Origin of the sequence: Aeromonas sp. QDB62, assembly GCF_027705695.1 — a bacterium.
Taxonomy (GTDB): domain Bacteria; phylum Pseudomonadota; class Gammaproteobacteria; order Enterobacterales; family Aeromonadaceae; genus Aeromonas; species Aeromonas allosaccharophila.
On record NZ_JAPDCD010000034.1, the window covers coordinates 3,942 to 26,700 of the forward strand.

Below are 22,759 nucleotides of genomic sequence, written 5' to 3' on the forward strand. Positions count from 1 at the left end.
CTGAGGGAAGCAAACGCCGCAGCGCACCCCGAACGTTCAGGACGCCTTTCCCAGAGGCTTGTGCGACTGCGCATAATGTCCAGTGTTTATGTTTAGCGCTGCCGGCCTGCTAACCTGCGAAGCAGCAGGACGCCCGAAGGGGCGTTGAATATAAACCGCATTATGCGCAGCCGTGCGTAACCCCCATAACCCCCACCAAACAGCACCAGATAGACGTAGCTCGCCTTTCTTCGGAGGGGTAGGGACGTACACGCCCTGGGGGATGCGCTTGCGCGCCCCGGGGGCGGGGACGGCCCGACCCTCGGGGTCGGCGAAGCCACGAACTCTAACTGTGGCTTGGACTCCGAGAGCCGGACGCATACTGGGGCTAAGTTTTTAGTCTTTTCAGATGGTTAGCATACAAAACGGGGCAGGGAAGTTACTCACGACTGGTTAGAACTCTTGTGTTCGCGTTCTATCGCGCTCACAGCTTCCTCCATCCGGTTATCCAGTAGCCAGTTCACTATGTCGGACATCTTAATGATCCGTCCGCACTTCACACTTGTCTCGATCGCTTTCCTTTCCAGCTTCAAGCGTCTAGGCCCGCTGATTCGTACCGTTGTGTCTTCGCGTTGCTTTTTCATCAATCCTCACCTGATTTGGCTTCTTTCACGCAAGTCTACCCTATGTGTGTGTTTTGTGATCCTTGTGCTTGCATACCGCATGCGAACCGTCTATCATTTTTTCCAGCGCATGCGCGCATCACATAAATAAATCAGGCACGGGACGCCAAAACATGTACGACTTCTGGGAAATCCACATTCCTTTTCACGACCGGTTCTGCACTGTGCAGCGCGTTGGCGCTGGTGCATCCGACATCGTTGGAATGGTGGATCTCGAAGAGTGCGGGCGCCGAGGCTTACAGCTGGGCTCTAGAAGAGTCGAATTTGCAATAGACGGAGAGGGAACGCTCCATGACCTGTACCATCCCTGGGAGTCTCTCCCTTCAAGCTTCACTGACGTTGCCTGTAAGCTCCACCAAGCTCACCTCAAGCGCAGTTGGCCTTGCATTGCTATCAAAGCATCACCGGCTAAATTGCTGCAGGGTCACAACGTCTACGGGCCAGACTGTGCTGCTACTGGCATCCTCGAATTACTCGCGTCATTTCGTAGAGCCCTTCCCGAAGTTGCCGATATGCTCGACTTCGGATCTGCTCACATTCGCCGCGTAGACGTTACCTACTCCATCAAGCTCCCAGACGCTGAGACCATGGCCAACTGTTTGAGTGCCATTGGCCAGCTGTCACACCGCCACCTCCGTGCCGCCAAAGAAGCTGACTACGAGTCAACCATTTACTTCAACCGCCGCTCCCAAGACCAGCAGGATGCTGGCCGTAGCAAGGTTCTGGTGGTTTACGCCAAGCACAACGAGATGATCCATCAGCTGGAGCGTTTGCAGACTGCAGCACGCAAAGAGAAGACCAGCCGGTATAACTCGGTCATCGCCGCTCTGGCCTCGCCAGAACTGCAGGACTTCGCTACCAATCGCCTGCGCTTTGAAGGCCGTGGGCTCACTCGCTGGTTTGAGCAAAAGCAGATCCCGCGCAACGTGTGGCAATTCCTCGCTTGGGTGGCTGAGTTCGAGAAGAAAGAGGGCATGACGTTCTGCGAGTGGGCATGGCGTGACATGTTCAGCGACATGATGGCCGCGCTCGGGGATAGCAAGGTTCAGCTGACCCAAGACAACAAGGTTCAGAAGCTCCTGCGCGACATGTATGGAAGATGTAAACAGATTTCAAACCCTGACGGGTCATTCACCGACAAATGGAACTACACCCGTGCTGACCGGCTGATGATGTTCTATCGCTCCCTGGCTACCGAAGGTTGGGACAAAACCAAGCGCCTGACCGCCTCCAGCTCGTTCTATGACTCTGTGAAGGCGTTGCTGGATGTGGGCATCACCAAGGCTCAACTGCAGAACCTGCGCAACAAGAAAACCGCCAAGCTCCTGCACCTCATCAAGATGGATTTCAGCGCCCAACGTCCTGCCGGATACGTGGAGCCCGTTGGCACGGTCATGGACACCGCTCGCGATATGGCGAGCATCGGCGCTCTGTGTGGCAAGGACTTCGTGCAGCACCTGGGCGAATCCCGTGAGCAACTGATAGCCAAGGAGGTGAGTAGCATTACTGGCCTGTCAGTTGAGTCTGCCGGTTACTGTGTGTCCCATCTGGTCGCCGGTCGGCCAATCCGCCTCAATGGTGACGTTCTCGGCGTTTACGGTGATCAGGTTCACCTTGCCGTGTTTGACGATGGCACGTTCGAGCTGGTTCGCGGCAACGTGAACACCTATCGCGCAGAGAACAACCTCCCTGAACCTGAGCAAGCGCCCGTCTATGACGATGACCAGTTGGCCGCCGACTTTGCCGACTACCTGGGCGCTCCGCGCAACACTGAATTTGATGTCCGGTCACATGCTGATGTGGAACATCGCAAGCTTTCCATCGTGCTCGATTCGCTCCGCTCCGAACTGGCCGATGCCGAACAAGACCACGAGAAAATCCCGCAGGCCATCGCGCTGCGTGAACGTATTCGCCACATCAAAGCACGGTTAGACCGGCTTTGGTACTGGGCACATCAGGCCACCGACTCACGGGGCCGCACTATCAAAAGCGAGGAAGAGATATGGCAGGCATGAACATGGTTGTGAACGCCCTTCAGGTGCGTTTTGGCTCAATGGATGAGCCGGGCAAAGAGGCCTTTGACTGGGCCAATATGCACGTTATCGAGGATGAGCTGCAGATTGATAACGGCTTTGCCGGTGTGAACATCGGTAAGCTCCCGCTCGATACCTCCAACGGCAACAAGCTGGCTAAGGATCTGCACGCAGCAGCTCGCGCCGGTGGTGTTCTGCCTGGCCTTATCGAAGTTCAGTTCGCCCCCCAGTTGGGCATGAAGCAGACCAAGCTGCTCGTGGTCGGCTGGAAGCCGGTGAGCCAATCCGCTCACGCCAAGGTGTAGTTTCACCGCTCCTTGCCCATGGTCGGGGCAGGGGGTTTAACCAACCCTATAGGGAGATAAGACCATGGAAAATCAAAATCAAGCTGTTGCTCTGCTCAAAAAAATCGGTGCCACTGCTGTTGTGGCTACTGCGTCCGTTCCTGCCTTCGCTGCTGAGGGTGACATCGATGTGTCAGCAGTTCTGGCCGTTATCACCAAGGTCGGTACTGCTGCCGGTTTGATTGGTGTCGCCGTTCTGGGGATCTTGGCGGCAATCAAGGGATACAAGATGGTCCGTGCGGCCATGTAATAGCTCGGGGGTGTTGTATGTCATTTCAGTACAAAGGCGTCTGTTATAACACCCCCGAGTCAACGTTGGCCGCCATGGCCGCCGACATGTCAGGGGTAGGAACCGACCAGAACGGCAATCCTACCCCTTACTTTACCCAGGTCGAAGGCTCCTCCCTCAAGACCATATCCAGTACCGGAACGGTCGTTGTATCTACTCCCCAGCTTGTGAACTGCCAGATGATTACCGCCTATCAGGCCGGTGCAATCTGCATTGCTATCGGTGTTGTCTGGGCTATCGCATGGGCCTATCGAACCCTGGCTTCTTCAATGCACGTAGGGGGTGATGTATGACGCCCGAGGCCGTATATGTGTCCATCGCTATGCTGGGCATGTTTTTTATATTCTTCACGTCGAGGTAAACATGGTTACCAAATATAAGGCCGCCGTGTTTATCATCGCGGCCATGTTTTCGTCTATTGCTAGTGCGGCTTATACCACTATGACCCTTGAAGGCGTTAAGCAAGTTAATGGTGTTTGGACTGCCGCTGGCGTTGTCGATAACATGGGTTTTGTTAAAACAACTGGGCAATTAACTGTTACAGGAAAATCCATTTCAACCGCTGTTTCTCTGCCTGTTGATAGAGTTGCATCATCTGCCATATTACGCTCAACCTCTAAACTCCTCGGCCCTGTTGCGTTGGCCGCTGCGGCTTATGATGTTTATAACTGGATAGAATCCAGTCCAGATATATCAGTTCAAGATAATTCGTGGGTCTCAACTGTTATTGACACCACTGCTAGTGCAAATTCTATTTCCCTTGTTTACAATTACAACCGTGGTGGTCAGCTTTGCACTTCTTGTTCCATGTCTACTGCCATTCAAATTATTCAGGACTCACAATATAGTAGTGGCGCCTATGTTTATCGTCCATTTTCAGTTACTTCAGTTGGCCCTGCTGTTTATGAGAAAAATTTCAATCACTATAAAGTTGTATCCTCTTGCGTAATGAATAGCTCCAATTCAAATTGTGTCATTACTTCTTATTATTTGGCTAATCCTTATCTTTCTGGTGTGAATTCCGCATTCGAAGCTCTTGGGCTTGCCACTCTTGCTGTAATTGCCAATGGATTCAATAATATTCCTTCTTTAAAGGGGCAGCCTATTCCAATTGGTGGCCTCCAGTTTCCTCCATTTTCTGAATGGTCATCGGACCCTTATTTTAAAGATGGCAACTGGTATAGAGACCGCATGGATATTTCCCCTGCGCCTACGCCAACTCAGCCAAATAGGGTGAAAATTGATTTTGGTCCCGTTAAAGTTCAGGGCGCTACTGACCCTAATGTTGTTCCAGATACTGGTACAGCTGGCGGTAATGGTACAGCTCCACAACCCGAGAAAGAGAAGCCTACCTTCTGCGAGGCTAACCCCATGTCGATAGCCTGTGCTGAGATGGGGGGGCTCAAGGAGGAGAAGCTAGAGGTCGAGGAACGGCCTGTTGATGTCTCCTATACCCCGTGGGGTTCCTCAACGTCACAATGCCCCGCTGATAAGATCATTCCTCTTTGGGAGGGTCAGTCTATCTCTATCTCTTATTCGCCGGTCTGCCAGTTCGCTAGCCTGCTGCGTCCGCTGGTTATTGCGCTTGCCTTCGTGGCCGCTGGCTTCATTGTTGCAGGAATCACTCGCAAGGGGGCTGAATCATGAATATCGCTGCGTGGCTGTTATCCATTGCTGGCCCGATAGTAACTCGGGTTCTTATTCAGTTGGGAGTTGGTGTTGTTAGCTATGCGGCTGTTGTGGTCGCTGTAAATACGCTTATATCCAGAGCGCGGGGGAATTATGATAACCTGCCATCTGATATATTGCAGGTGTTCGCAATCGCGGGTTTCAATGACGCCTTTGGCATTGTTGTAGCTGCCATCATGGCCCGTTTATCAATCCAAGTTTGGAAGAGGTTTCAAATAAAATGATTACTTTGATAACAGGTGTCCCAGGTGGCGGAAAAACTCTCTACGCCGTAGACCAAATATTGCAACCAGAGGCTAAGGCAGGCCGTCAACTTTACGTTGATGGTATTCCTGACTTGCTGATACCTCATGAAGTAGCCCCTGACATGCTCGACTGGCCAGACTGGGCTCCCCAAGGTGCTCATTTGGTCGTTGATGAGGCCCAACGTATTTGGCGGCCAGAGTCAGCGGGCAAAGCGCCGCATCGTTCCATTGCTGAGTTTGAAACTCACCGGCACCGCGGCCTTGATTTCACAATAATCACCCAACACCCGAACCTTATTCACGCGAATATCCGCCGCTTGGTTGGTCGCCATATTCACGTGCGTAGAACCGCCCTCGGCGTAATGGTCTACGAGTGGAGCGAATGCAAGGCGAGTCCCGATACCGCATTCAAAACAGCACTTACGAAATTAAAATGGAAGCATCCAAAGCGCTCCTTTGGTTTATATAAGAGCGCCAGTATTCACCAACAGGTGAAATTCAGAATCCCGAAGGCTGTTTGGTTTATTGTGGTGCCCATCCTGCTGTCGCCGTTGATAGGGTGGGGGATCTACAAGGTATTCAGTGATGGGTTTGCCCCGCCAGTACCAGGAGCGCCTGTTGCAGCAGCTGCTGCACCTCAAACCAGTTCACCGTTCGCAATGTCGTCAACTGGTGAGGCTGGGGCAGGGGTTCAGACCGTACCGGCCGCCCCAGTTCGTGAGGTGAGGGAGGTTGATATCAGGGAAACCTTCATCCCGAGAGTGCAGGGGGAGCCGAACACGGCACCGGCCTATGACCACCTGCGCAACGTGGTCACAATGCCCGTTGTGGCCGCCTGTATCGCTGATGCTGACCGCTGCATGTGCTACACGCAGCAGATGACCAAGGTTGATATGAGCGATGACCAGTGCCGCGAGCGTGTGGCCCGTGGCACCTTCGACCCATACCGCGAGCCCGAACCCAGTAAGACCGATACCAGGACGCCAGTTCAGCAAGTCGAGTCTTGATGTTATCTCTCACCAGATGCCGATAACCCCATTTATCGGCATCTTTTTTATTGAATAATGTTTACACAATTCAAAGATGCGCTATAATGAATCATGTAAACGGAATTCAAACCAACGGGGTGATCAGATGGCAACTGCAACAGTAAACTTCGACTACAAGTCAGGCATCTTGGAAGGGTATGCAACCCGTACCGGCAATGACTTCTCCTGGTTCAAGGGGGATTGCAAGGTTGACGTATCCTGTGACGGCACCGACCTTGGCGAACTGCCGGTTCCCGCTGGTGCTACAGCTGTCCAGGTGAAGAAGCTGATCAAGGAGAGCCGTTATGTCTAATCGTGGCGGTGCTCGTGATGGCGCAGGCCGCCCCAAAGGCGAAGAGACCGTGATGGTCAGGGTTCCCAAGGGATGCTTGGATCAAGTCCGCTCTTTGATTTCTGTATACAAGACTACGGGGGAGCCTCCTGTCTTTCATGCTGTCCAGGGTGATGCCCACAAGCAGGTTCATATCCCGTTTCCTGATGTTTCTTCCCCCAAGAAGATGGACAACTCATTTCAGCCACCTGCAGACGCTGGCCCGCTTCACCGCAAGGCTATTGCCGCCTGGTTCGTCTATTCCGATTCCATCATGGATCACCCCGCAGGTTTTGAGCTTCGTGATCGCTACTGGCAGATGGCCTTTGATGCTGACGAACTTGGCTATAACTATCTTTTCTGTCTGCAGCTCTTGGAGCGTCTTGTTGCTATGCCCAAGACTGCGGCTGATTGGCCTCTGCAGTGGTGCAACATCAGGGAGCTCCGCCAGTTCGCCAAGAATCTCTATAAATCCAATCCCCAATGGCATTGAGAGGACGATATTATGCCTACTGGTTTATCTCACTTGGTTTTTCATGGTGGCCCGCGTGATGGTGAGTCGTTTGATTTTCCTTCCATGCAGTGTCGTGATCAGCTTTCTTTCAGGTCTGAGGCTTATTTTGCTTTTGCCGGCGATGGCACTATTCAGATACGCAAGTCGGTCAGTCCTCAACTTCCAAGCAACTGGCTCTCTTACTGTCTCTACATCTACGTTAAACGCGGTCATGTTGGGGCGAATCTTGTTTACGATTTTCATATTATTGATACGGTAAATCGTTGTGAGGCAATGACTGCTAAAGGTCACTGGTGTAAAAACAGGTCTCTCCCTGATACGAACGTTTGCGGTACTCACGTTGGCTTCCCTTCATTCCTCGATTCTGACGAGCGGCCGTAGGCCATGGCGAGTATAAGGCGGCTCTCTGCGGCTGATTGTCGTGACGTAGGTGGGCCCGCCGAAACTTCTTTGGAGTGCGGCTGTGAGGCAGGCACAACTCCTTTCCCTGCAAAACCGGCTTTTGAGGCTTTCCGTCACTGAGGGAAGCAAACGCCGCAGCGCACCCCGAACGTTCAGGACGCCTTTCCCAGAGGCTTGTGCGACTGCGCATAATGTATATTATGTTAAATTACATATCTAGTTTCCTGTCACCACTTATTGAACTGTGTATAATGGCAACAATTGATCCTATCTTCGACCGGATGTCTTAAGTGGCTGAATTAACATCAGAACAATTAAAACCCGCTTTTGCGATTGAACAGTTCCCCAAGCTCAGTGAGCTTGAACCCATCCCCTTTGCTGCGCTGCAGCCCAGAGCCATTTCCGGCATCAAGCGTCTTGCCAGTTTTGATGGTGACTGTCCGGTCATGCTGCTCAACGGGTTCCCCGGCGCAGATTATGAAGGCGTTTGCCAGACACTGATTGCCGACTCCAATGGCAAGGATGGTGACCTGTTTGATCTCTGCTATACCGAGAATCTGAACAACCCCTTCAAACCTATCTGGCTGCGACTGCAACCGGGCACCGGCGTTGAATTCTGTGAAATGGTTGGCGAGCTGCTCAAGCTGTTGAGCCACCATCTCGACGCCGAGCGCATCGTGACCCGGATCATGCGCAAGCAGAACAATGATCCGAAGATCGATGATTTTCTCTCCGATCTGGCGGCTCACGTGGCATTGGGGCTGGAGTTCCAGCACCCCGTTCTGATCAACCTGCTGATCCATCACGAAGCGCAGGAAGCGCCGGTGATTTATGGCCGCGATCTCAACTGGGATACCCTGTTTGGCTCCATCAACTACCAGACCGAGCAAGGCTCTGTCTATGCCAACCAGCACCTGCTGGAGCCTGGCTTGCTGCGCGAAGCCAACGGCGGCTACCTCATTTTGCAACTGGACGAACTGCTGGATCAGCCGCACCTCTGGTTCAAGCTGAAAAATGCCATGCAAAAAGGCGAACTGGACTGGAATGCCTATCAGGAAGGAAAAACCCTGACCCCCTTCTTCGCGCCTGAAGCGACCCCCATCAAGCTCAAGCTGATCCTGGTGGGTGACCGACTCGACGTGGCAGAGTTCCAGATGCTGGATCGCGATATGTCCGAGCGTATCTTCCTGCGCGCCGATCTGGTCTCAGAAGTGAATATTGAAGAGGATCTACAGGAGTTTTTGCAGTATCTGGCCTGGGTTCGCCAGCGCTGGAACCTGCTGGACTTCACGCCTGCCGCCCTCGCCGCCCTTTGCCGTCATGCCAGCCGCCTGTGTGACCATCAGGAGTGGCTGTCGCTCTCCGAAGTGCAGTTGGCCGCCATCATGCGGATGTCTGACAGTCTGGCCCGGGAGCTGGGATCCGAGGTGGTGACCGACGAGCATATTCGTGGCGCACTGGAGGAGCAGGATTACCGCCTCAACTATCTGGTTGAGCAGTCCGATCAGGGCGTCATCGACGGCCAGATCCTGCTGCAAACCGATGGCGAAGAGATCGGCCAGATCAACGGCCTGTCGGTCATTCAGGTCTCCGGTCACCCTTATGACTTCGGTGAACCGGTGCGCCTCACCGCAACCGTCCACCTCGGCGATGGCGATGTGGCGGATATCGAGCGCAAAGCGGAGCTGGCCGGTCATATCCACGCCAAGGCGATGATGATTATCCACGGCTATCTCTCCAACAAATTTGGTGCAGAGAACCCCTCCCCCCTGTCGGCCAATCTGGTGTTCGAGCAGTCTTACCACGAGATTGATGGTGACAGCGCCTCTTTGACCGGTTTGTGTGCCCTGCTCTCTGCCCTCGCCCGCCAGCCCATCTATCAGCACTTTGCGGTGACCGGTGCGGTCGATCAGTTTGGCAATGTGCAGGCGGTGGGTGGCGTCAACGAGAAGATTGAAGGCTTCTTCCGGGTGTGTAAAATCCACGGCATCACCGGCAAGCAAGGGATCATTCTGCCGGGAACCAACATCCAGCAGCTCAATCTTTCTGACGAAGTGATTGAGGCTGTTGCCGCAGGCCAGTTCCACATCCACCCGGTGGATCATGTGGAAGAGGCCATCGAGTTGCTGACCGGCTGCGTGGCCGGTGAGCCTGATATGCCCGATACCCTGTTTGGCCGTATTCAGGATCGGTTGGACGAGTTGAACGGCTCCACTGCCAAAGTCGGACTGCTGCGAGCCCTGCTGGGGCGCCTGTTTGGCCGCTGATGAAGTGATCGGAGTTGTTTAGCGAACAACTGTAAGCTAAATTGGCCCGGCTTTGACCCATTTGAAGGAAATACCGCGTGACCGTAGACAATACCACCATGGAAGCCCGCCTTTCCCTGTGCGAACAGGGCAAGAACTCTTTTACCCGTGAAGAGCTGCTGGCTTGCAGCCGTGGCGAACTGTTTGGTGAGGGTAACAGTCAGCTGCCTGCCCCCAACATGTTGATGATGGACCGCATCGTCAAGATCAATGACAACGGCGGCGAGCACGGCAAGGGCGAGATCCTGGCTGAGCTCGACATTACTCCGGATCTCTGGTTCTTCGATTGCCACTTCCCGGGTGACCCTGTGATGCCAGGCTGTCTCGGTCTGGACGCCATGTGGCAGCTGGTTGGGTTCTTCCTGGGCTGGAAAGGCGGCCCCGGCAAGGGTCGTGCGCTGGGCGTGGGTGAAGTGAAATTCACCGGTCAGATCCTGCCGACTGCCAAGAAAGTGACCTACAAGATCACCTTCAAGCGCGTCATCAACCGCAAGCTGGTGATGGGGATTGCTGATGGCGTGGTCGAAGTTGACGGCCGTCCGATCTACAGCGCCACCGATCTGAAAGTGGGCCTGTTCAAAGATACCACCGCATTCTGATCTGTCTGATTAGTGGTAAAACAGCATTAACGCAAAGGGGCCACAACGGCCCCTTTCCTTTTGTAATGAGTGATGAAGTACCTGCTACTTCATGAAGAGGCCTGAGCCCCGCCCTTCCATGGCGTCACGCCAACCACCAAGCCAATGCCCACGGGCATCCAGGCATTGATACGGACACGCTTCTTTCTGTTTGCCGACCACGCCAGCCTGATAACCACGAGCACGAGCTCTTTCCAGACGGTCCCGCTTCTGTCTCTTCATCATCTACGACCCTCTTCGTGGAACAAAAAAAGCGACCAATTCTGCATCGGTCGCTTTCATCTTTACTCCTGCGAGTGCACCCGGTCAAACAAAAACTTTCACCCTAACCGGGCTATGTGACACAAGGCACTGAACTAGATTAAGTTTTAATTACAGGGAACTTACTCCTGATTTTTGAGTCCTTCCAACTCTTCCCAGCGAGCAAATGCCTGCTCCAGCGCGGCTTCGGCGGCATTGAGCGCATCCAGTTTCGGCTGGGTTTGCTCGGCTGACAGGGAGAAGAACCCGGGCTGGTTGATCTCGCTTTGCAGCGCATCCAGTTCGGATTCCAGCTGCTCGAGACGAGCGGGCAACCCTTCCAGCTCAAGCTGCAGCTTGTAGGAGAGCTTCTTGCTCTTCTTCGGCGTTTCGGGCGCGGCGGCAACGACCGGCTCGGGCGCCTTGACCGCTACACTCTTGGCCTGTTGCTGAACGCTCTGCTGTTCGCGAGTCGCCATCATATCGGCATAACCGCCCACATAATCGCTGATGCGGCCATCCCCTTCAAACAGCCAGCAACCGGTCACGGTGTTGTCGATAAAGCGACGATCGTGACTGACCAGTAGCAGGGTACCGGGGTAGTCGGCGAGCAGCTCTTCCAGCAGCTCCAGGGTTTCAACATCCAGATCGTTGGTCGGTTCATCGAGGATTAGCAAGTTGCTGGGCTTGAGGAACAGCTTGGCCAGCAGCAGACGGTTCTTCTCACCGCCGGAGAGCGCCTTGACCGGCGTACGGGCCCGCTTGGGCTCGAACAGGAAGTCCTGCAGGTAACCGAGGATATGACGGGAGCGGCCACGCACCATCACCTCCTGCTTGCCCTCCCCCACGTTGTCCACCACGGTCTGCTCGGGATCGAGCTGTTCGCGGTACTGATCGAAGTAGGCTACCTCCAGATTAGTGCCCCCCTTGACGGTGCCACGGGTTGGCTCAAGCTGACCCAGCAACAGCTTGATCAGGGTCGATTTGCCGCAACCATTGGGGCCGACCAGCGCAATTTTGTCGCCGCGCAGCACTTGCAGATCCAGCCCCTTGAACAGGGTGCGATCACCAAAGTCCAGCCCCAGCCCTTCGGTCTCGAACACCAGCTTGCCGGAGCGATTGACTTCGTCCAGTTGCAACTTGGCCTTGCCCTGCAGCTCGCGGCGCTGGGAGCGCTCCATGCGCATCGCCTCAAGGGCGCGTACCCGACCTTCGTTACGGGTACGGCGCGCCTTGATGCCCTGACGCACCCACACCTCTTCCTGTGCCAGCTTGCGGTCGAACTCGGCATTTTTCAGCTCTTCGACCCGCAGCCACTCCTCTTTCCCCTGCAGGTACTCGTCGTAGTTGCCCGGCCAGGAGGTGATGGCGCCGCGATCGAGATCGATGATCCGGGTCGCCAGCTTGTGGATGAACTCCCGATCGTGAGAGATAAAGACGATGGCGCCGCGAAAATCCTTGAGGAAATCTTCCAGCCAGTTGATGGCTTCGATGTCCAGGTGGTTGGTCGGTTCATCGAGCAGCAACAAGTCGGGATCGCAGGCCAGCGCACGGGCCAGCGCCACTTTACGCAGCCAGCCGCCGGAGAGACTGTCGAGGGTCACATCGGGATCAAGCCCCAGCAGGGTCAACACCTGACTGATGCGGGTCTCGAACTGCCAGCCGTTCTGATAGTCGAGCTGCTCTTGCAACTCGCTCATCTTGCGAATGTTGGCATCTGAGGGATCATGCGCCAGCTCCATGGAGATGTGGTGATACTGTTTGAGCAACTCACCCACCCCCGCCAGCCCTTCGGCAGCATAGTCAAACACCGTCAGCTCGCTGGAGGCCGGAGGATCCTGCTCAAGGCGGGTCACTTTCAAATCTTGTTGCAGCACCAGACGTCCGTCGTCCAGCGGCAGTTCACTGGCGATGACCTTCATCAGGGTGGACTTGCCCGCCCCGTTGCGCCCCACCAGACAGAGGCGCTCGCCGCGCTCGATGGTCAGTTCGGCATTGTCGAGCAGCGGGAAATCACTGAACGACAGACAGGCGCCGTGCAATGTTAAAAGAGCCATGTTTGTTCCTTATTTCATATGAAAAAAACGGGCAGCAGACTGGGTCTGCCCCCGTTTTATCGTCAAATCACGCTCACCCCTGACGGGTGGCCCAGCCCTTGAGCTCGGCCAGCGTGAAGGGCCAGCCGAGCTCGCGGCCCGCCTCGTCACGCAGTACCGGAATACGTACCCGATAGGCCGCCAGCCACTGCTCATCATCCATGATGTCGCACTGGCGGGTGGTGGCGGCAAGGCCGGCCTCCTCCACCAGCGCCCAGGCCTGCTCACAGAGGTGGCAACCGTCGGTGTGAAACAGGGTCAGCATCACGCCTCGCCTTGCTCCGGCGCATGGGTGATGATCCAGCAGTTGTGGATGTGCTGGTTGCGCTCGAAATCCTTCGGTCGCGTCTTCTGGGTGATGTTCTGGGCCTTGAGACCGATAGCCTCGAGACCGGCCAGATCCATCTTGAAGTGACGCTTGTTATTGGAGAAGACCAGGGTGCCATCGGCCGCCAGCAAGCGCTTCAGGTGCTGCATCAACAGCAGGTGATCGCGCTGTACGTCGAAACTCTCGTCCATCCGCTTGGAGTTGGAGAAGGTGGGCGGATCGATAAAGATGAGATCGTACTGATCATCGGCTTCAGACAACCACTTCAGGCAGTCAGCCTGGACAAACTTGTGCTGACGGCCCACCAGCGAGTTGAGACGCATGTTGTCCTGCGCCCAGTTCAGGTAGGTGTGGGACATGTCGACCGTGGTGGTCTCGCTGGCACCGCCAAGACCTGCGTGCACGGTGGCACTACCGGTGTAGGCAAACAGGTTCAGGAAGCGCTTGCCCTTGGCCATCTGACCCAGCATGCGGCGAGTCTGACGGTGATCGAGGAACAGACCGGTATCCAGATAGTCGTAGAGGTTGACCCACAGACGGGCACCGTACTCCTGCACTTCCATCCGGTGCTGCTCTTCGGAGAGCTTCTGATACTGCTGTTTGCCTTCCTGACGCTCACGCACCTTCAGGATCACCTTCTCGCCGTCCATGCCGGTCACCTTGATGGCGGCCTGAACCATATCGAGCAGACGCTGACGGGTCTTCTGAGCGGGAATGTCCTTGGGCGCGGCATACTCCTGCACCACCAGATAGTCCTGATAGCGGTCGATGGCGGCGTTGTATTCCGGCAAGTCGGCATCATAGAGGCGATAGCAATCGATGCCCTCTTTGTTGGCCCACTTCTCGAGGGTTTTCAGATTCTTGCGCAGACGGTTGGCAAAGTCCTGAGCGACCTCTTTTTGGGAGGCCACGGAGTCCAGTGCGATCTGGTAGTTGCGCAGCTGACACTCGAGGGCACCGTTGAACAGGCGATATTGCTTGTCGGCGCGCAGGCGCAGACAGCTGAGCAGTTCGGGGGATGCGGAAAGAATGGAGACTCTCCAACCCTGGAAGCTACGACGTAGAGCATCGCCGAGGGCCTGATGTACTTCCAGCAGCGCCGGAAACTCGCCAAGACGCTCGCCATAGGGCGGGTTGGAGATAAGCATGCCGACTTGGCGGGCCTCCCCTTGACCTTCTTCCCCTTCAACAGGGGCCGGCATCGGCAACGGGTTTTCCAACGCGGTGACATCGGCCTGCTTGAAGGTGATGAGATGGGCCACACCGGCCGCTTTGGCGTTGTCGCGCGCTTTGAGCAGCACGCGCTGATCGGCATCACAGCCAAACAGTTTCACTTCGCAACGTTGCATGCCGCGTTTGGCGCGTACTTGCGCTTCCATCATCAGGCTCTGCCACAGCTCGCTATCGTGCTGCAGCCAGCGATCGAAACCGAAGCGCTCGCGGCGCAGCGCCGGCGCCATGTCGGCAGCGATAAAGGCCGCTTCAATCAGCAAGGTACCGGAGCCGCACATGGGGTCCATCATGGGCTCACCGGCCCAGCCGCTACGGGCAATCATGGCGCAGGCCAGGTTCTCTTTGAGCGGTGCTTCACCTGTGCCCTGACGATAGAAACGCTGGTGCAGCGCCGGGCCTGACAAGTCCAGCGTGATATTGGCCTTGCCTTTGCCCAGGTGCGCCATGATGCGAATATCCGGCGACTTCTTGTCCACGTCAGGACGCACGTGACCGCGCTTGGTGAAGCGGTCGACGATAGCATCCTTGATCTTCAGCGCGCCATATTGGGTATTGCGAATGGCGGGGTTGGTACCGGTAAAGTCCACCGCGATGGTAGAGGTACCGGAGAAGTGCTCTTCCCAGGGAATGGTGTGGGCGCCCAGATAGAGATCCAGATCGTCGTTCATCTGGAATTCGGACAGCACCAGCACGATGCGGGAGGCAAAACGGCTCCACAGGCAGGCCTTGTAGCCAATCGCCAGTTCGCCTTTGAAGTGGACGCCAGCCACGGTCTCACGGACCTGCTCTGCGCCCAGGGTGGTCAGCTCGTCGGCCAACAGGTTTTCCAGCCCCTTGGGGCAGGTTGCAAAAAATTCTTTCATCACGCTCACGGGGAACCCATAAAAATAGTGCCGCATTATACCTCATCAGGCGGGCTGGAGCATGCAAAAGTCGGCGGAAACAGCAGGATGGAAACAGATTAATAGGGGGCGATAAAGGTAAAAGACCCCATGATCACCTGATGGCGATATCATGGGGCCAGACATCATTTAACGAATCACTTCATGCGAGCCTTGAAACGGGGATTGCTTTTGCAAATCACGAACAATTTGCCCCGGCGACACACTAACTGACAATCGGGATGACGTGCCCGTGCGGATTTGAGTGAACAGACGACCTGCATTCAGGACTCCTTCTTGCTAGAAAATGCGCCAAAGCGCTTGTTGAAACGGGCCACACTCCCCTCGCTCGATACCTGCTTCTGCTTGCCGGTATAGAACGAGTGCGACTGGCTGGAAACATCGAGCGACACATAGGGATACTCCTTCCCGTCTTGCCACGTGTAGCGGCGATCGCTCTTGATGGTTGACCCGACCAGGAAAAAGGTATCTGCCGCCGTGTCATGGAACAGCACCAAACGATAATCCGGGTGAATATGAGGCTTCATGGCAACTCCATTTTGTTATGTTATAACAAACAATGTATGAGAATGCCTCTCGTTTCAATATGAAGGGATGCAACATAGACAAACACCCATTGTGATAGCGCGGGAGCGATAACGCAGCCTTTCCCCTTCGTTCATTGGACTCATTTTTAAAACATCCACATAGATCAAGTTATTGGACAACAATTAGTGGGCTAGAGAAATGTCATCCGGATACCATCATCGCGTATGAATGAGCAGGAATATGACTAAAACCATCCTCGTTGTGGACGATTCTGCCAGCATCAGAGCCACCATCACCATGACGTTGCAAAGCGCAGGCTTTGCAGTGATTGAAGCCGATGATGGCAACGCGGCCCTTGGCCAGCTGGAGCGCCAGCGCGTACATCTCATTATTTCGGATCTCAACATGCCAGGCATGGATGGCATGACCCTGCTCAGACAAGTCAAGAAACAGCCAGCGACCCGTTACCTACCCTTCATCATGCTGACTACCGAGAACTCGGCAGAGATCAGGCTGGAGGGGTTCAATGCGGGGGCGCGCATCTGGCTGACCAAGCCGTTTGAACCACTCAAGCTGATCGATGATGTCTATAAGGTGATGCAACCATGACACAGGGGCACCAAGATGAGTTTCGAGCTTGATATTCTGCATGCTCCCCCGACAGCCACACTTACGGGGGAGCTCACCATCATGACCCTCGGCGAGCTGCAGGACGATCTCTTCAGCCTGCTCAACTTTGCCATCGTCGTGCTGGATGTCAGCCAGCTGGAAGCGCTGGATGGTTGTGGTGCCCAATTGCTCGCGCTCTTGCAGCAGGAGGCCAATCAGCAGAACAAGAGTCTGCGGATCCGCGCAGGTGAAGAGAGCGTGGCAGAACAGGCTGGTACCCTGCTGCGGGAAATGCTGCCCGGCATCGATCAGACCGCCACCCTGGTGCAAGAGATCGCGTCGGCCTCTCGCGAACAACGAGCCAGCGTCTCGCAAATCAATATCGCGGTCACTCAGATCAGCGATGGCATGCAGGCCTCTGCGGCCTCCGCCGAGGAGCTGAGTTCCACCTCGGAAGAGCTCAGCTCCACCGCTCTGCAGCTACAAGAGTTGATGCAACAGTTTACCCTGAGGGGGGGCAATATTCGTCAGCCACAGCCGTTCCACGGGTCACACTATGTGGCCCAATCTATTCGCCCGAAAAAGAGCGTTCTGAGCCAGTATTCACACCTGCACCACGACGAGGATCTGGAGCGGGAAGTCGATGATGGCAAGTTCACCAACTACTAGGAGCTGGCATATGCGTGTAAAACTTGCTCCTGAGACCACGACTTCCCACTTCCACTGCGTAACCTTCATGCTGGGGGGGGAATTGTATGGTGTTGATATCAGCTGTATCCGTGAAATCATCGAGTTCGAGGGGATGACCCCGATGCCCATGATGCCGCGCTTCGTCAGGGGGATCATCAATCTGCGGGGCGCCGTAGTTCCGGTGATCGATCTCTCTATCCGGTTTGGCCGGGCCCAGACCGAGCTAACAACGACCACCTGTGTGGCGATACTGTCGCTAGCCAACAGCAATGGCGAAGATCAGGAGATCGGCATGCTGCTCGATGCCGTGTGCGAAGTGCTGGAGATCGCCACCGACACCATAGAGCCTGCCCCGACCTTTGGCGCCCATATCAGAGGTGATTTTATTCAGGGGGTGGTAACGATTGCACAGCAGTTCGCCATTTTGCTCGATATGCACAAGGCCCTCTCGATTGCTGAACTGAGTGCCATGGCAGAAGCGACCACCAGCAAGCTGTTCAATATCGAGCAAGCGGGATGCTAGTGACATCAGTTACACAGGAACAGGGGCCGGTGCTGAGCCAAAAGGAATTCGATCTGTTCCAGCGCTTTATTCTGGCAACCGCTGGCATCGACCTTGCTCCCTGTAAGCGGGCGCTGGTGCAATCCAGACTGGCCAAGCGGCTGCGCGCCCTCAATCTCGTCAGCTACTACAGCTATTGGGAACGGATCAATCAACCCTCTGAAGCCAATGAGCGGCAAATTGCGATCAATCTGCTCTCGACCAATGAAACCTATTTTTTTCGGGAATCACAGCACTTCAACTGGCTAAAACACCATGCGCAGCAGTTGCTTGCCAACCGCCACCAGCCGCTTCGCATCTGGTCTGCCGCCTGTTCCACCGGTGAGGAGGCTTACTCTGCGGCCATGGTACTGGCCGAACAGCTCGGCATTAACGAACGCTGGCGGATCTATGGGACCGACATCAACACCCGGGTCATTCCCTTTGCACAGCGCGCTATCTATGCTGCTGAGCGGGCTCAACACGTCCCTCCCCACTTGTGGCTACGTTATTTTCAGCGGGGCCATGATGAATACGCTGGCAAGATCCGGGTCAGACCGGAACTGGCCAGAAAGGTCTCCTTTTCAAACCTCAATCTGCTCACCTGTAGTGACTTTGTTGAGCGGGATTTTGACGTCATTTTTTTACGCAATGTGCTCATCTATTTCAATGAAGCAACCAAAGCGCGCGTGCTGTCACAGTTGTGCGACCTGCTCAAACCCGGTGGCTATCTGCTGGTAGGCCACTCGGAGATCATCCGCCAACAGGATCTGCCTCTGGAACAGGAAGCACCTTCCCGTTATCGCTGTCAGGACCGACTGGCCAAGGATAATGTATGACGATACGGGTATTGATCGTGGATGACTCGGCCCTGGTGCGGGAGGTCCTGACCCAGATGCTGGGCAAATCTCCCGATATCGAAGTGATTGGCGCTGCGTTTGACCCTATTTTTGCCATGCAACAGATGAAGAAATGCTGGCCGGACGTGATCGTTCTCGACATCGAAATGCCAAGGATGGATGGCCTTACCTTTCTGAGAAAAATCATGAGCGAGCGCCCGACCCCGGTCATTATTTGCTCTTCTCTGACCGAAGAGGGGGCCGCTGTCACGCTAGATGCCCTCGCCGCTGGCGCCATCTCCATCATCACCAAACCAGCCGTCGGCATTAAAAACTTCCTGCAACAATCGGCCAGCGAGCTGATCCAGGAGATCCGCATGGTGGCTAACGCCAAGCTGCGTAACCTGCTGCCAGCCAACCAGCCAGCGAGCTTCGTGCCTATCCCAAAACGCACCGCAGATGCTGTGCTCTGTGCCCCGGAAGAACGGATAAAATTCAACACCACCGAGCGGATCATCGCCCTTGGCACCTCGACCGGCGGCACCCAGGCACTGGAGTATCTGCTGACCCGACTGCCAACCAACTGCCCGGGCCTGGCCATCGTGCAACACATGCCCGCCAGATTTACCGCCTCGTTTGCCGAGCGGCTCAACAGTCTGTCCCTGATTGAAGTCAAGGAGGCTGTCACGGGCGATCGCCTGCTCCCAGGGGTTGCCCTCATTGCGCCGGGCGGCAAACATCTGCTGATCCTGCGCAGTGGTGCCCAATATCTGGCGGAAGTGAAAGAGGGGCCGCCCGTTTCCCGCCATTGCCCCTCGGTAGATGTGCTGTTTCGCTCGGTGGCGTACCGGCGCTCGCACCATTGCCCAGGATGAAGCCAGCTGTGTGGTATTTGGCATGCCAAAAGAGGCGATCGCCCTCGGCGGGGTCGACGAAGTCATGTCGCTGACACAGATCGCCCAGACACTCGCTCGCCCGGATTGATGAGGGATTAACTATGTCATTAGTGCAATGGCAGGGCCGCAGTGCCCTGGTGGTCGATGATTTTCACACCCAGCAGTATGAGGTGACTTGCCTGCTGCAGGCGCTGGGTTTCGGCCAGATCCATCTCGCCAGCGATGGTCAGGATGCGCTGGACAAATTGCAGCAAATTGACCACGTAGACCTGCTGCTCACCGACCTCAACATGCCCGGCATGGATGGGGTTGAACTCATTAGCCAGCTGGAAAAAAACACTCACTATCAGATGTTTATCGCAGTTATGAGCGCCGTCGATAGGGATGTACTGGACGTGATCCACTCCATCGCCGATGCCGGTACGCTGGAGGTGATCGGCGTGCTGGCCAAGCCGATCAGGCAGCAGGAACTGCACAATATGCTGCAACATTGCGACCCCATGAAGCACCGCAAAAACAACAACTGGATGCAACTCAGCTTTACCGCCGAGGATGTACAGCAGGCTCTGGAAGAACAGCTGTTGGTTCCCTTTCTGCAGCCCAAGGTCACCATGATGGATGCAACGCTCTATGGCTTCGAAGCACTGGTTCGCTGGCATCACCCGGAACACGGGGTACTGCCACCCATCTGCTTTGTCCATCATCTGGAACAGGGGCAACTGGCGCTGGACTTTTTCTATGCGTTTTTACATGCCACCTGCCGTGGCCTCAATAGCCTGACTACCCTGCCCTCGCCACTCAGTTGCTCGATTAATATGCCGGTCACCCTGCTGACCACCGATAAATTGGTCGAGAACATGGTCGAGAACATGGTCGAGAACATGGTCGAGATTGTCCAGGAACACCAGTTGCCCTGCAGCGCCATTATTATCGAAGTGACTGAAACAACCTTTATGTCAAACCTGGCTATATCTCTGGGGACGCTGGCGCGACTGCGGTTACGGGGATTTGGTGTCGCCATGGATGATTATGGGACCGGCTATTCCTCCATGAAGCAGTTATCTCGCTGCCCCTTTACCGAGATCAAGATTGATAAAGAGTTTGTTCACGACGCCCATACCAGTCCCAAGAAGTTGGCTATATTGACCTCTGCACTGGTCATGAGCCAAAAGCTGGGGCTCAAGACAGTGGCCGAAGGGGTTGAGAGCGAAGAGGATTGGCAGCAACTCACTCTACTGGGGTGTGAACTGGCACAAGGATATTATATCAGCCGGCCCCTGCCGCTGGATCAAATTGAAAACTGGTTTGCCGAATGGCAGAACAGATCAACACTACCGGACAGACCATATTGAATATGTCGCCTAACCAAGGGGAATGTGGTCTGTTCAACAAGCCTGATCGGTTCACGCTCAATTGGTTCAAGTTCCGCTTTTTCAAGTAACATCGGTTTCAGCACCATCCAGTCTGAAAATTGTGAGTGACAGAGGTTGTGGCGGGAACACTATCCCGCCACTTTTTTGCCGCATTTATTAAGAAGAAGGCGTGTCAATCTTTTCGAAAAGCGGTAGGAGATGACAAACAGAGGGAAAATCAACAGAACGTGTGAGGCATATGTCAACCCAAGGAGGTGAGCATCCCCAACGATAGCGGCAAGCGGGTTAACAGAATACGGACTTAACTGACCTGACGATATTGCTCAGTCACGGTAACACGCGGTTTCATCCGGTTATTCATCACCTTGATCACCCCGAAACGCGGCAAGGTTTTGCTGGTAGTCAATACCAGATCGGCAGTGAGGTTCAAACAGACGCTGGCCTGCTCCCCGGCCTCAATGACCATAAATTCGCCGTTGCCATGGGGTGTATTCATCCAGACCAGATCACCGTTTTGCGGGATCACCAGCGGATGTTGTTCACCAAAAAACCAGCTTTGCGGCATCAGGGGTTTATAAAAGCGACTGACCGCGATGGCGTTGAGCACCAGTTGCACTTGATGGGGAATACTCCACTCAAGTTCGGCTGCTTTATCCATCAATTGATAATAGAGGGCGGCATCATCGACACAAAAAGGCTGGGTCGCAAACGAGCTGGGCACCAATTGTCGCCCTTTATACTCGGTGGCAAATAACATGTTATCAGACAGGTCCAACATCAGACGGTCACTCTGGGCATCATAGTGCCATTGCCAGCTATCGGTCGGTTGGATAAACATGTTGGAGCCCTTAATTGAATTTCGTCTGTTGACTTTATTCCATGTCGATAAAATCAGCAACGTCAAATAAAGGGCTCCACCCTATTTCTTATATATTGGTCACGATCTCTTTGACCAGACCCGGTCCTTTATAAATAAAACCGCTATAAATTTGTACCAGACTGGCACCGGCGGCCAATTTTTCACGGGCGGCCATGGCACTATCAATACCACCCACACCGATAATAGGCAGGGCACCATTTAGCGCCTTGGCCAGATGACGGATCACCTCGGTACTCTTGTGTTGCAGCGGACGACCACTCAGGCCACCGGCTTCACCGGCATGGGGCATGTCATAGATCATCTCGCGCTCGAGGGTAGTATTGGTGGCGATAACACCATCAATGCCATTACGCACCAGCGAAGCAGCCACCTGATCTATTTCTTCAAGGCTTAAATCCGGGGCAATTTTAACCGCCAGCGGCACATACTTTTTATATTGGGCGGCCAGCTCCTGCTGACGCACCTTGAGGGCGGCCAGCAACTCATCCAGCGCATCTCCATATTGCAGCGAACGCAAACCCGGGGTGTTGGGGGAAGAGATATTGACGGCAATATAACCGGCGTGATCATAAACCTTGTCCATGCAGATCAGGTAATCATCCTTGCCCTGTTCGATGGGGGTATCTTTGTTCTTGCCGATATTAATGCCGATGACCCCCTGATATTTGGCCTCTTTCACCTTGGCCACCAGATGATCCACCCCCTTGTTGTTAAATCCCATCCGGTTGATGATCCCCTCTGCCGGAATAACCCGGAACAGACGAGGCTTGTCATTGCCGCTTTGGGGTCTGGGGGTGACGGTACCGACCTCGATAAAGCCAAATCCCATGGCGCCCAGCGCGTCAATGCACTCACCATCTTTATCCAGACCGGCCGCCAATCCCAGCGGATTGGCAAAAGAAAGCCCCATAACAGTGACGGGGCGTTTCGGCAAATTCTGGCGGAAGAAACAATCGAGTGGCGTACCGAGAAGGCGGGGCAAATATTTCATGGAGAGATCGTGCGCCTGTTCCGGATTGAGCTTGAACAGGAAATGCCTGGCGATGGGGTACAACATCTTTGCTCCTTAAAGAAAGCCCCGGCAACTGGCCGGGGCTTTGGGTGTAATGTCGGTATCTTGCCT

25 protein-coding genes and 1 pseudogene are annotated in these 22,759 nt (G+C 54.9%); 18 read left to right on the forward strand and 8 right to left on the reverse strand.

The features are described from left to right. The first annotated feature begins 775 nt into the window (after window positions 1-775). The 12 genes from OKC27_RS16240 (at window position 776) to fabA (ending at window position 10,442) form a co-directional block, all read left to right on the forward strand. On the forward strand, window positions 776-2,677 hold the full coding sequence (locus tag OKC27_RS16240) for a phage/plasmid replication protein, II/X family (protein ID WP_270806472.1): 1,902 nt from the start codon (window positions 776-778) through the stop codon (window positions 2,675-2,677). After that, window positions 2,665-3,000: a hypothetical protein gene (locus OKC27_RS16245; protein WP_108613433.1), complete on the forward strand. Its 336-nt coding sequence runs from the start codon at window positions 2,665-2,667 to the stop codon at window positions 2,998-3,000. Before OKC27_RS16240 ends, OKC27_RS16245 begins: the two co-directional genes overlap by 13 nt. Window positions 3,001-3,064: 64 nt before the next feature. Continuing rightward, window positions 3,065-3,289 (forward strand): major capsid protein, encoded by a 225-nt coding sequence (locus OKC27_RS16250; RefSeq protein ID WP_270806473.1) that lies wholly within the window; start codon window positions 3,065-3,067, stop codon window positions 3,287-3,289. A 17-nt stretch (window positions 3,290-3,306) separates the two neighbouring features. After that, window positions 3,307-3,621 carry a hypothetical protein gene (locus OKC27_RS16255; protein WP_270806474.1) on the forward strand — a complete coding sequence of 105 codons (315 nt, stop codon included), beginning with the start codon at window positions 3,307-3,309 and terminating at the stop codon, window positions 3,619-3,621. 70 nt (window positions 3,622-3,691) lie between these two features. Continuing rightward, window positions 3,692-4,975 (forward strand): virulence factor TspB C-terminal domain-related protein, encoded by a 1,284-nt coding sequence (locus tag OKC27_RS16260; protein ID WP_270806475.1) that lies wholly within the window; start codon window positions 3,692-3,694, stop codon window positions 4,973-4,975. Beyond that, the gene (locus tag OKC27_RS16265) at window positions 4,972-5,241 is read left to right on the forward strand and encodes a DUF2523 domain-containing protein (RefSeq protein WP_270806476.1); all 270 of its coding nucleotides are present in this window, start codon (window positions 4,972-4,974) and stop codon (window positions 5,239-5,241) included. Before OKC27_RS16260 ends, OKC27_RS16265 begins: the two co-directional genes overlap by 4 nt. Beyond that, window positions 5,238-6,269, forward strand: coding sequence for a zonular occludens toxin domain-containing protein (locus tag OKC27_RS16270; RefSeq protein WP_270806477.1), 1,032 nt, complete (start codon window positions 5,238-5,240; stop codon window positions 6,267-6,269). The genes OKC27_RS16265 and OKC27_RS16270 overlap by 4 nt, the downstream gene beginning before the upstream one ends. Window positions 6,270-6,396: 127 nt before the next feature. Continuing rightward, on the forward strand, window positions 6,397-6,603 hold the full coding sequence (locus OKC27_RS16275) for a hypothetical protein (RefSeq protein ID WP_139473303.1): 207 nt from the start codon (window positions 6,397-6,399) through the stop codon (window positions 6,601-6,603). Continuing rightward, complete coding sequence (locus OKC27_RS16280; protein ID WP_270806478.1) at window positions 6,596-7,114, forward strand: hypothetical protein; 519 nt, start codon at window positions 6,596-6,598, stop codon at window positions 7,112-7,114. Before OKC27_RS16275 ends, OKC27_RS16280 begins: the two co-directional genes overlap by 8 nt. A 12-nt stretch (window positions 7,115-7,126) precedes the next feature. Next, complete coding sequence (locus OKC27_RS16285) at window positions 7,127-7,516, forward strand: hypothetical protein (RefSeq protein WP_270806479.1); 390 nt, start codon at window positions 7,127-7,129, stop codon at window positions 7,514-7,516. 311 nt (window positions 7,517-7,827) lie between these two features. Further along, window positions 7,828-9,804 carry a Lon protease family protein gene (locus OKC27_RS16290; protein ID WP_042062374.1) on the forward strand — a complete coding sequence of 659 codons (1,977 nt, stop codon included), beginning with the start codon at window positions 7,828-7,830 and terminating at the stop codon, window positions 9,802-9,804. 77 nt (window positions 9,805-9,881) lie between these two features. Next, window positions 9,882-10,442, forward strand: a complete 561-nt coding sequence (gene fabA, locus OKC27_RS16295) for a 3-hydroxyacyl-[acyl-carrier-protein] dehydratase FabA (RefSeq protein ID WP_005336586.1) — start codon at window positions 9,882-9,884, stop codon at window positions 10,440-10,442. A gap of 84 nt (window positions 10,443-10,526) precedes the next feature. Here the strand turns inward: fabA and rmf are convergent, their stop codons facing one another. From rmf to OKC27_RS16325, 6 genes are all read right to left on the reverse strand, one after another. After that, entirely contained in the window at window positions 10,527-10,706 is a 180-nt protein-coding gene (rmf, locus tag OKC27_RS16300) for a ribosome modulation factor (RefSeq protein ID WP_005315693.1), read from the reverse strand. A gap of 158 nt (window positions 10,707-10,864) precedes the next feature. Next, window positions 10,865-12,778 carry an ATP-binding cassette ATPase Uup gene (gene uup, locus OKC27_RS16305; RefSeq protein WP_270806480.1) on the reverse strand — a complete coding sequence of 638 codons (1,914 nt, stop codon included), beginning with the start codon at window positions 12,776-12,778 and terminating at the stop codon, window positions 10,865-10,867. A 73-nt stretch (window positions 12,779-12,851) separates the two neighbouring features. After that, on the reverse strand, window positions 12,852-13,082 hold the full coding sequence (locus OKC27_RS16310) for a glutaredoxin family protein (RefSeq protein WP_213391408.1): 231 nt from the start codon (window positions 13,080-13,082) through the stop codon (window positions 12,852-12,854). Further along, window positions 13,082-15,277 (reverse strand): bifunctional 23S rRNA (guanine(2069)-N(7))-methyltransferase RlmK/23S rRNA (guanine(2445)-N(2))-methyltransferase RlmL, encoded by a 2,196-nt coding sequence (rlmKL, locus tag OKC27_RS16315; RefSeq protein WP_270806481.1) that lies wholly within the window; start codon window positions 15,275-15,277, stop codon window positions 13,082-13,084. The genes OKC27_RS16310 and rlmKL overlap by 1 nt, the downstream gene beginning before the upstream one ends. Before the next feature lie 140 nt (window positions 15,278-15,417). Then, window positions 15,418-15,543 (reverse strand): type B 50S ribosomal protein L36, encoded by a 126-nt coding sequence (ykgO, locus tag OKC27_RS16320; RefSeq protein ID WP_270806482.1) that lies wholly within the window; start codon window positions 15,541-15,543, stop codon window positions 15,418-15,420. Beyond that, window positions 15,544-15,807, reverse strand: coding sequence for a type B 50S ribosomal protein L31 (locus OKC27_RS16325; RefSeq protein WP_058052575.1), 264 nt, complete (start codon window positions 15,805-15,807; stop codon window positions 15,544-15,546). It abuts the gene before it with no gap. Window positions 15,808-16,048: 241 nt separating this feature from the next. Here OKC27_RS16325 and OKC27_RS16330 point away from each other — a divergent pair, with 241 nt between their 5' ends. The 6 genes and pseudogenes from OKC27_RS16330 (at window position 16,049) to OKC27_RS16355 (ending at window position 20,735) form a co-directional block, all read left to right on the forward strand. Beyond that, a complete protein-coding gene (locus tag OKC27_RS16330; protein WP_058052576.1) occupies window positions 16,049-16,417 on the forward strand; it encodes a response regulator in 369 nt (122 codons plus the stop codon). Window positions 16,418-16,432: 15 nt separating this feature from the next. Continuing rightward, the gene (locus OKC27_RS16335) at window positions 16,433-17,086 is read left to right on the forward strand and encodes an STAS domain-containing protein (RefSeq protein WP_270806483.1); all 654 of its coding nucleotides are present in this window, start codon (window positions 16,433-16,435) and stop codon (window positions 17,084-17,086) included. Between the two features lie 10 nt (window positions 17,087-17,096). After that, window positions 17,097-17,630, forward strand: coding sequence for a chemotaxis protein CheW (locus tag OKC27_RS16340; protein WP_270806484.1), 534 nt, complete (start codon window positions 17,097-17,099; stop codon window positions 17,628-17,630). 29 nt (window positions 17,631-17,659) lie between these two features. Continuing rightward, the gene (locus tag OKC27_RS16345; RefSeq protein WP_270806485.1) at window positions 17,660-18,487 is read left to right on the forward strand and encodes a CheR family methyltransferase; all 828 of its coding nucleotides are present in this window, start codon (window positions 17,660-17,662) and stop codon (window positions 18,485-18,487) included. Further along, window positions 18,484-19,471, forward strand: a pseudogene (locus OKC27_RS16350) (protein-glutamate methylesterase/protein-glutamine glutaminase). The gene OKC27_RS16345 and the pseudogene OKC27_RS16350 overlap by 4 nt, the downstream one beginning before the upstream one ends. 13 nt (window positions 19,472-19,484) lie before the next feature. Then, the gene (locus OKC27_RS16355) at window positions 19,485-20,735 is read left to right on the forward strand and encodes an EAL domain-containing response regulator (protein ID WP_270806486.1); all 1,251 of its coding nucleotides are present in this window, start codon (window positions 19,485-19,487) and stop codon (window positions 20,733-20,735) included. Between the two features lie 322 nt (window positions 20,736-21,057). Here the strand turns inward: OKC27_RS16355 and OKC27_RS16360 are convergent, their stop codons facing one another. Then, complete coding sequence (locus OKC27_RS16360) at window positions 21,058-21,594, reverse strand: cell division protein ZapC (RefSeq protein WP_058052582.1); 537 nt, start codon at window positions 21,592-21,594, stop codon at window positions 21,058-21,060. A gap of 88 nt (window positions 21,595-21,682) precedes the next feature. Continuing rightward, window positions 21,683-22,693, reverse strand: a complete 1,011-nt coding sequence (pyrD, locus tag OKC27_RS16365) for a quinone-dependent dihydroorotate dehydrogenase (RefSeq protein ID WP_270806487.1) — start codon at window positions 22,691-22,693, stop codon at window positions 21,683-21,685. Window positions 22,694-22,759 lie beyond the last annotated feature (66 nt).

Coding starts and splice junctions, on each gene's coding strand:
- OKC27_RS16285 (WP_270806479.1), top strand. CDS start 7,127: ATGCCTACTGGTTTATCTCACTTGGTTTTTCATGGTGGCCCGCGTGAT.
- OKC27_RS16335 (WP_270806483.1), top strand. CDS start 16,433: ATGAGTTTCGAGCTTGATATTCTGCATGCTCCCCCGACAGCCACACTT.
- OKC27_RS16275 (WP_139473303.1), top strand. CDS start 6,397: ATGGCAACTGCAACAGTAAACTTCGACTACAAGTCAGGCATCTTGGAA.
- OKC27_RS16325 (WP_058052575.1), bottom strand. CDS start 15,807: ATGAAGCCTCATATTCACCCGGATTATCGTTTGGTGCTGTTCCATGAC.
- OKC27_RS16260 (WP_270806475.1), top strand. CDS start 3,692: ATGGTTACCAAATATAAGGCCGCCGTGTTTATCATCGCGGCCATGTTT.
- ykgO (WP_270806482.1), bottom strand. CDS start 15,543: ATGCAGGTCGTCTGTTCACTCAAATCCGCACGGGCACGTCATCCCGAT.
- pyrD (WP_270806487.1), bottom strand. CDS start 22,693: ATGTTGTACCCCATCGCCAGGCATTTCCTGTTCAAGCTCAATCCGGAA.
- OKC27_RS16240 (WP_270806472.1), top strand. CDS start 776: ATGTACGACTTCTGGGAAATCCACATTCCTTTTCACGACCGGTTCTGC.
- rmf (WP_005315693.1), bottom strand. CDS start 10,706: ATGATGAAGAGACAGAAGCGGGACCGTCTGGAAAGAGCTCGTGCTCGT.
- OKC27_RS16330 (WP_058052576.1), top strand. CDS start 16,049: ATGACTAAAACCATCCTCGTTGTGGACGATTCTGCCAGCATCAGAGCC.
- OKC27_RS16270 (WP_270806477.1), top strand. CDS start 5,238: ATGATTACTTTGATAACAGGTGTCCCAGGTGGCGGAAAAACTCTCTAC.
- OKC27_RS16255 (WP_270806474.1), top strand. CDS start 3,307: ATGTCATTTCAGTACAAAGGCGTCTGTTATAACACCCCCGAGTCAACG.
- OKC27_RS16265 (WP_270806476.1), top strand. CDS start 4,972: ATGAATATCGCTGCGTGGCTGTTATCCATTGCTGGCCCGATAGTAACT.
- OKC27_RS16360 (WP_058052582.1), bottom strand. CDS start 21,594: ATGTTTATCCAACCGACCGATAGCTGGCAATGGCACTATGATGCCCAG.
- OKC27_RS16280 (WP_270806478.1), top strand. CDS start 6,596: ATGTCTAATCGTGGCGGTGCTCGTGATGGCGCAGGCCGCCCCAAAGGC.
- rlmKL (WP_270806481.1), bottom strand. CDS start 15,277: ATGCGGCACTATTTTTATGGGTTCCCCGTGAGCGTGATGAAAGAATTT.
- uup (WP_270806480.1), bottom strand. CDS start 12,778: ATGGCTCTTTTAACATTGCACGGCGCCTGTCTGTCGTTCAGTGATTTC.
- OKC27_RS16355 (WP_270806486.1), top strand. CDS start 19,485: ATGTCATTAGTGCAATGGCAGGGCCGCAGTGCCCTGGTGGTCGATGAT.
- OKC27_RS16250 (WP_270806473.1), top strand. CDS start 3,065: ATGGAAAATCAAAATCAAGCTGTTGCTCTGCTCAAAAAAATCGGTGCC.
- OKC27_RS16310 (WP_213391408.1), bottom strand. CDS start 13,082: ATGCTGACCCTGTTTCACACCGACGGTTGCCACCTCTGTGAGCAGGCC.
- OKC27_RS16340 (WP_270806484.1), top strand. CDS start 17,097: ATGCGTGTAAAACTTGCTCCTGAGACCACGACTTCCCACTTCCACTGC.
- OKC27_RS16245 (WP_108613433.1), top strand. CDS start 2,665: ATGGCAGGCATGAACATGGTTGTGAACGCCCTTCAGGTGCGTTTTGGC.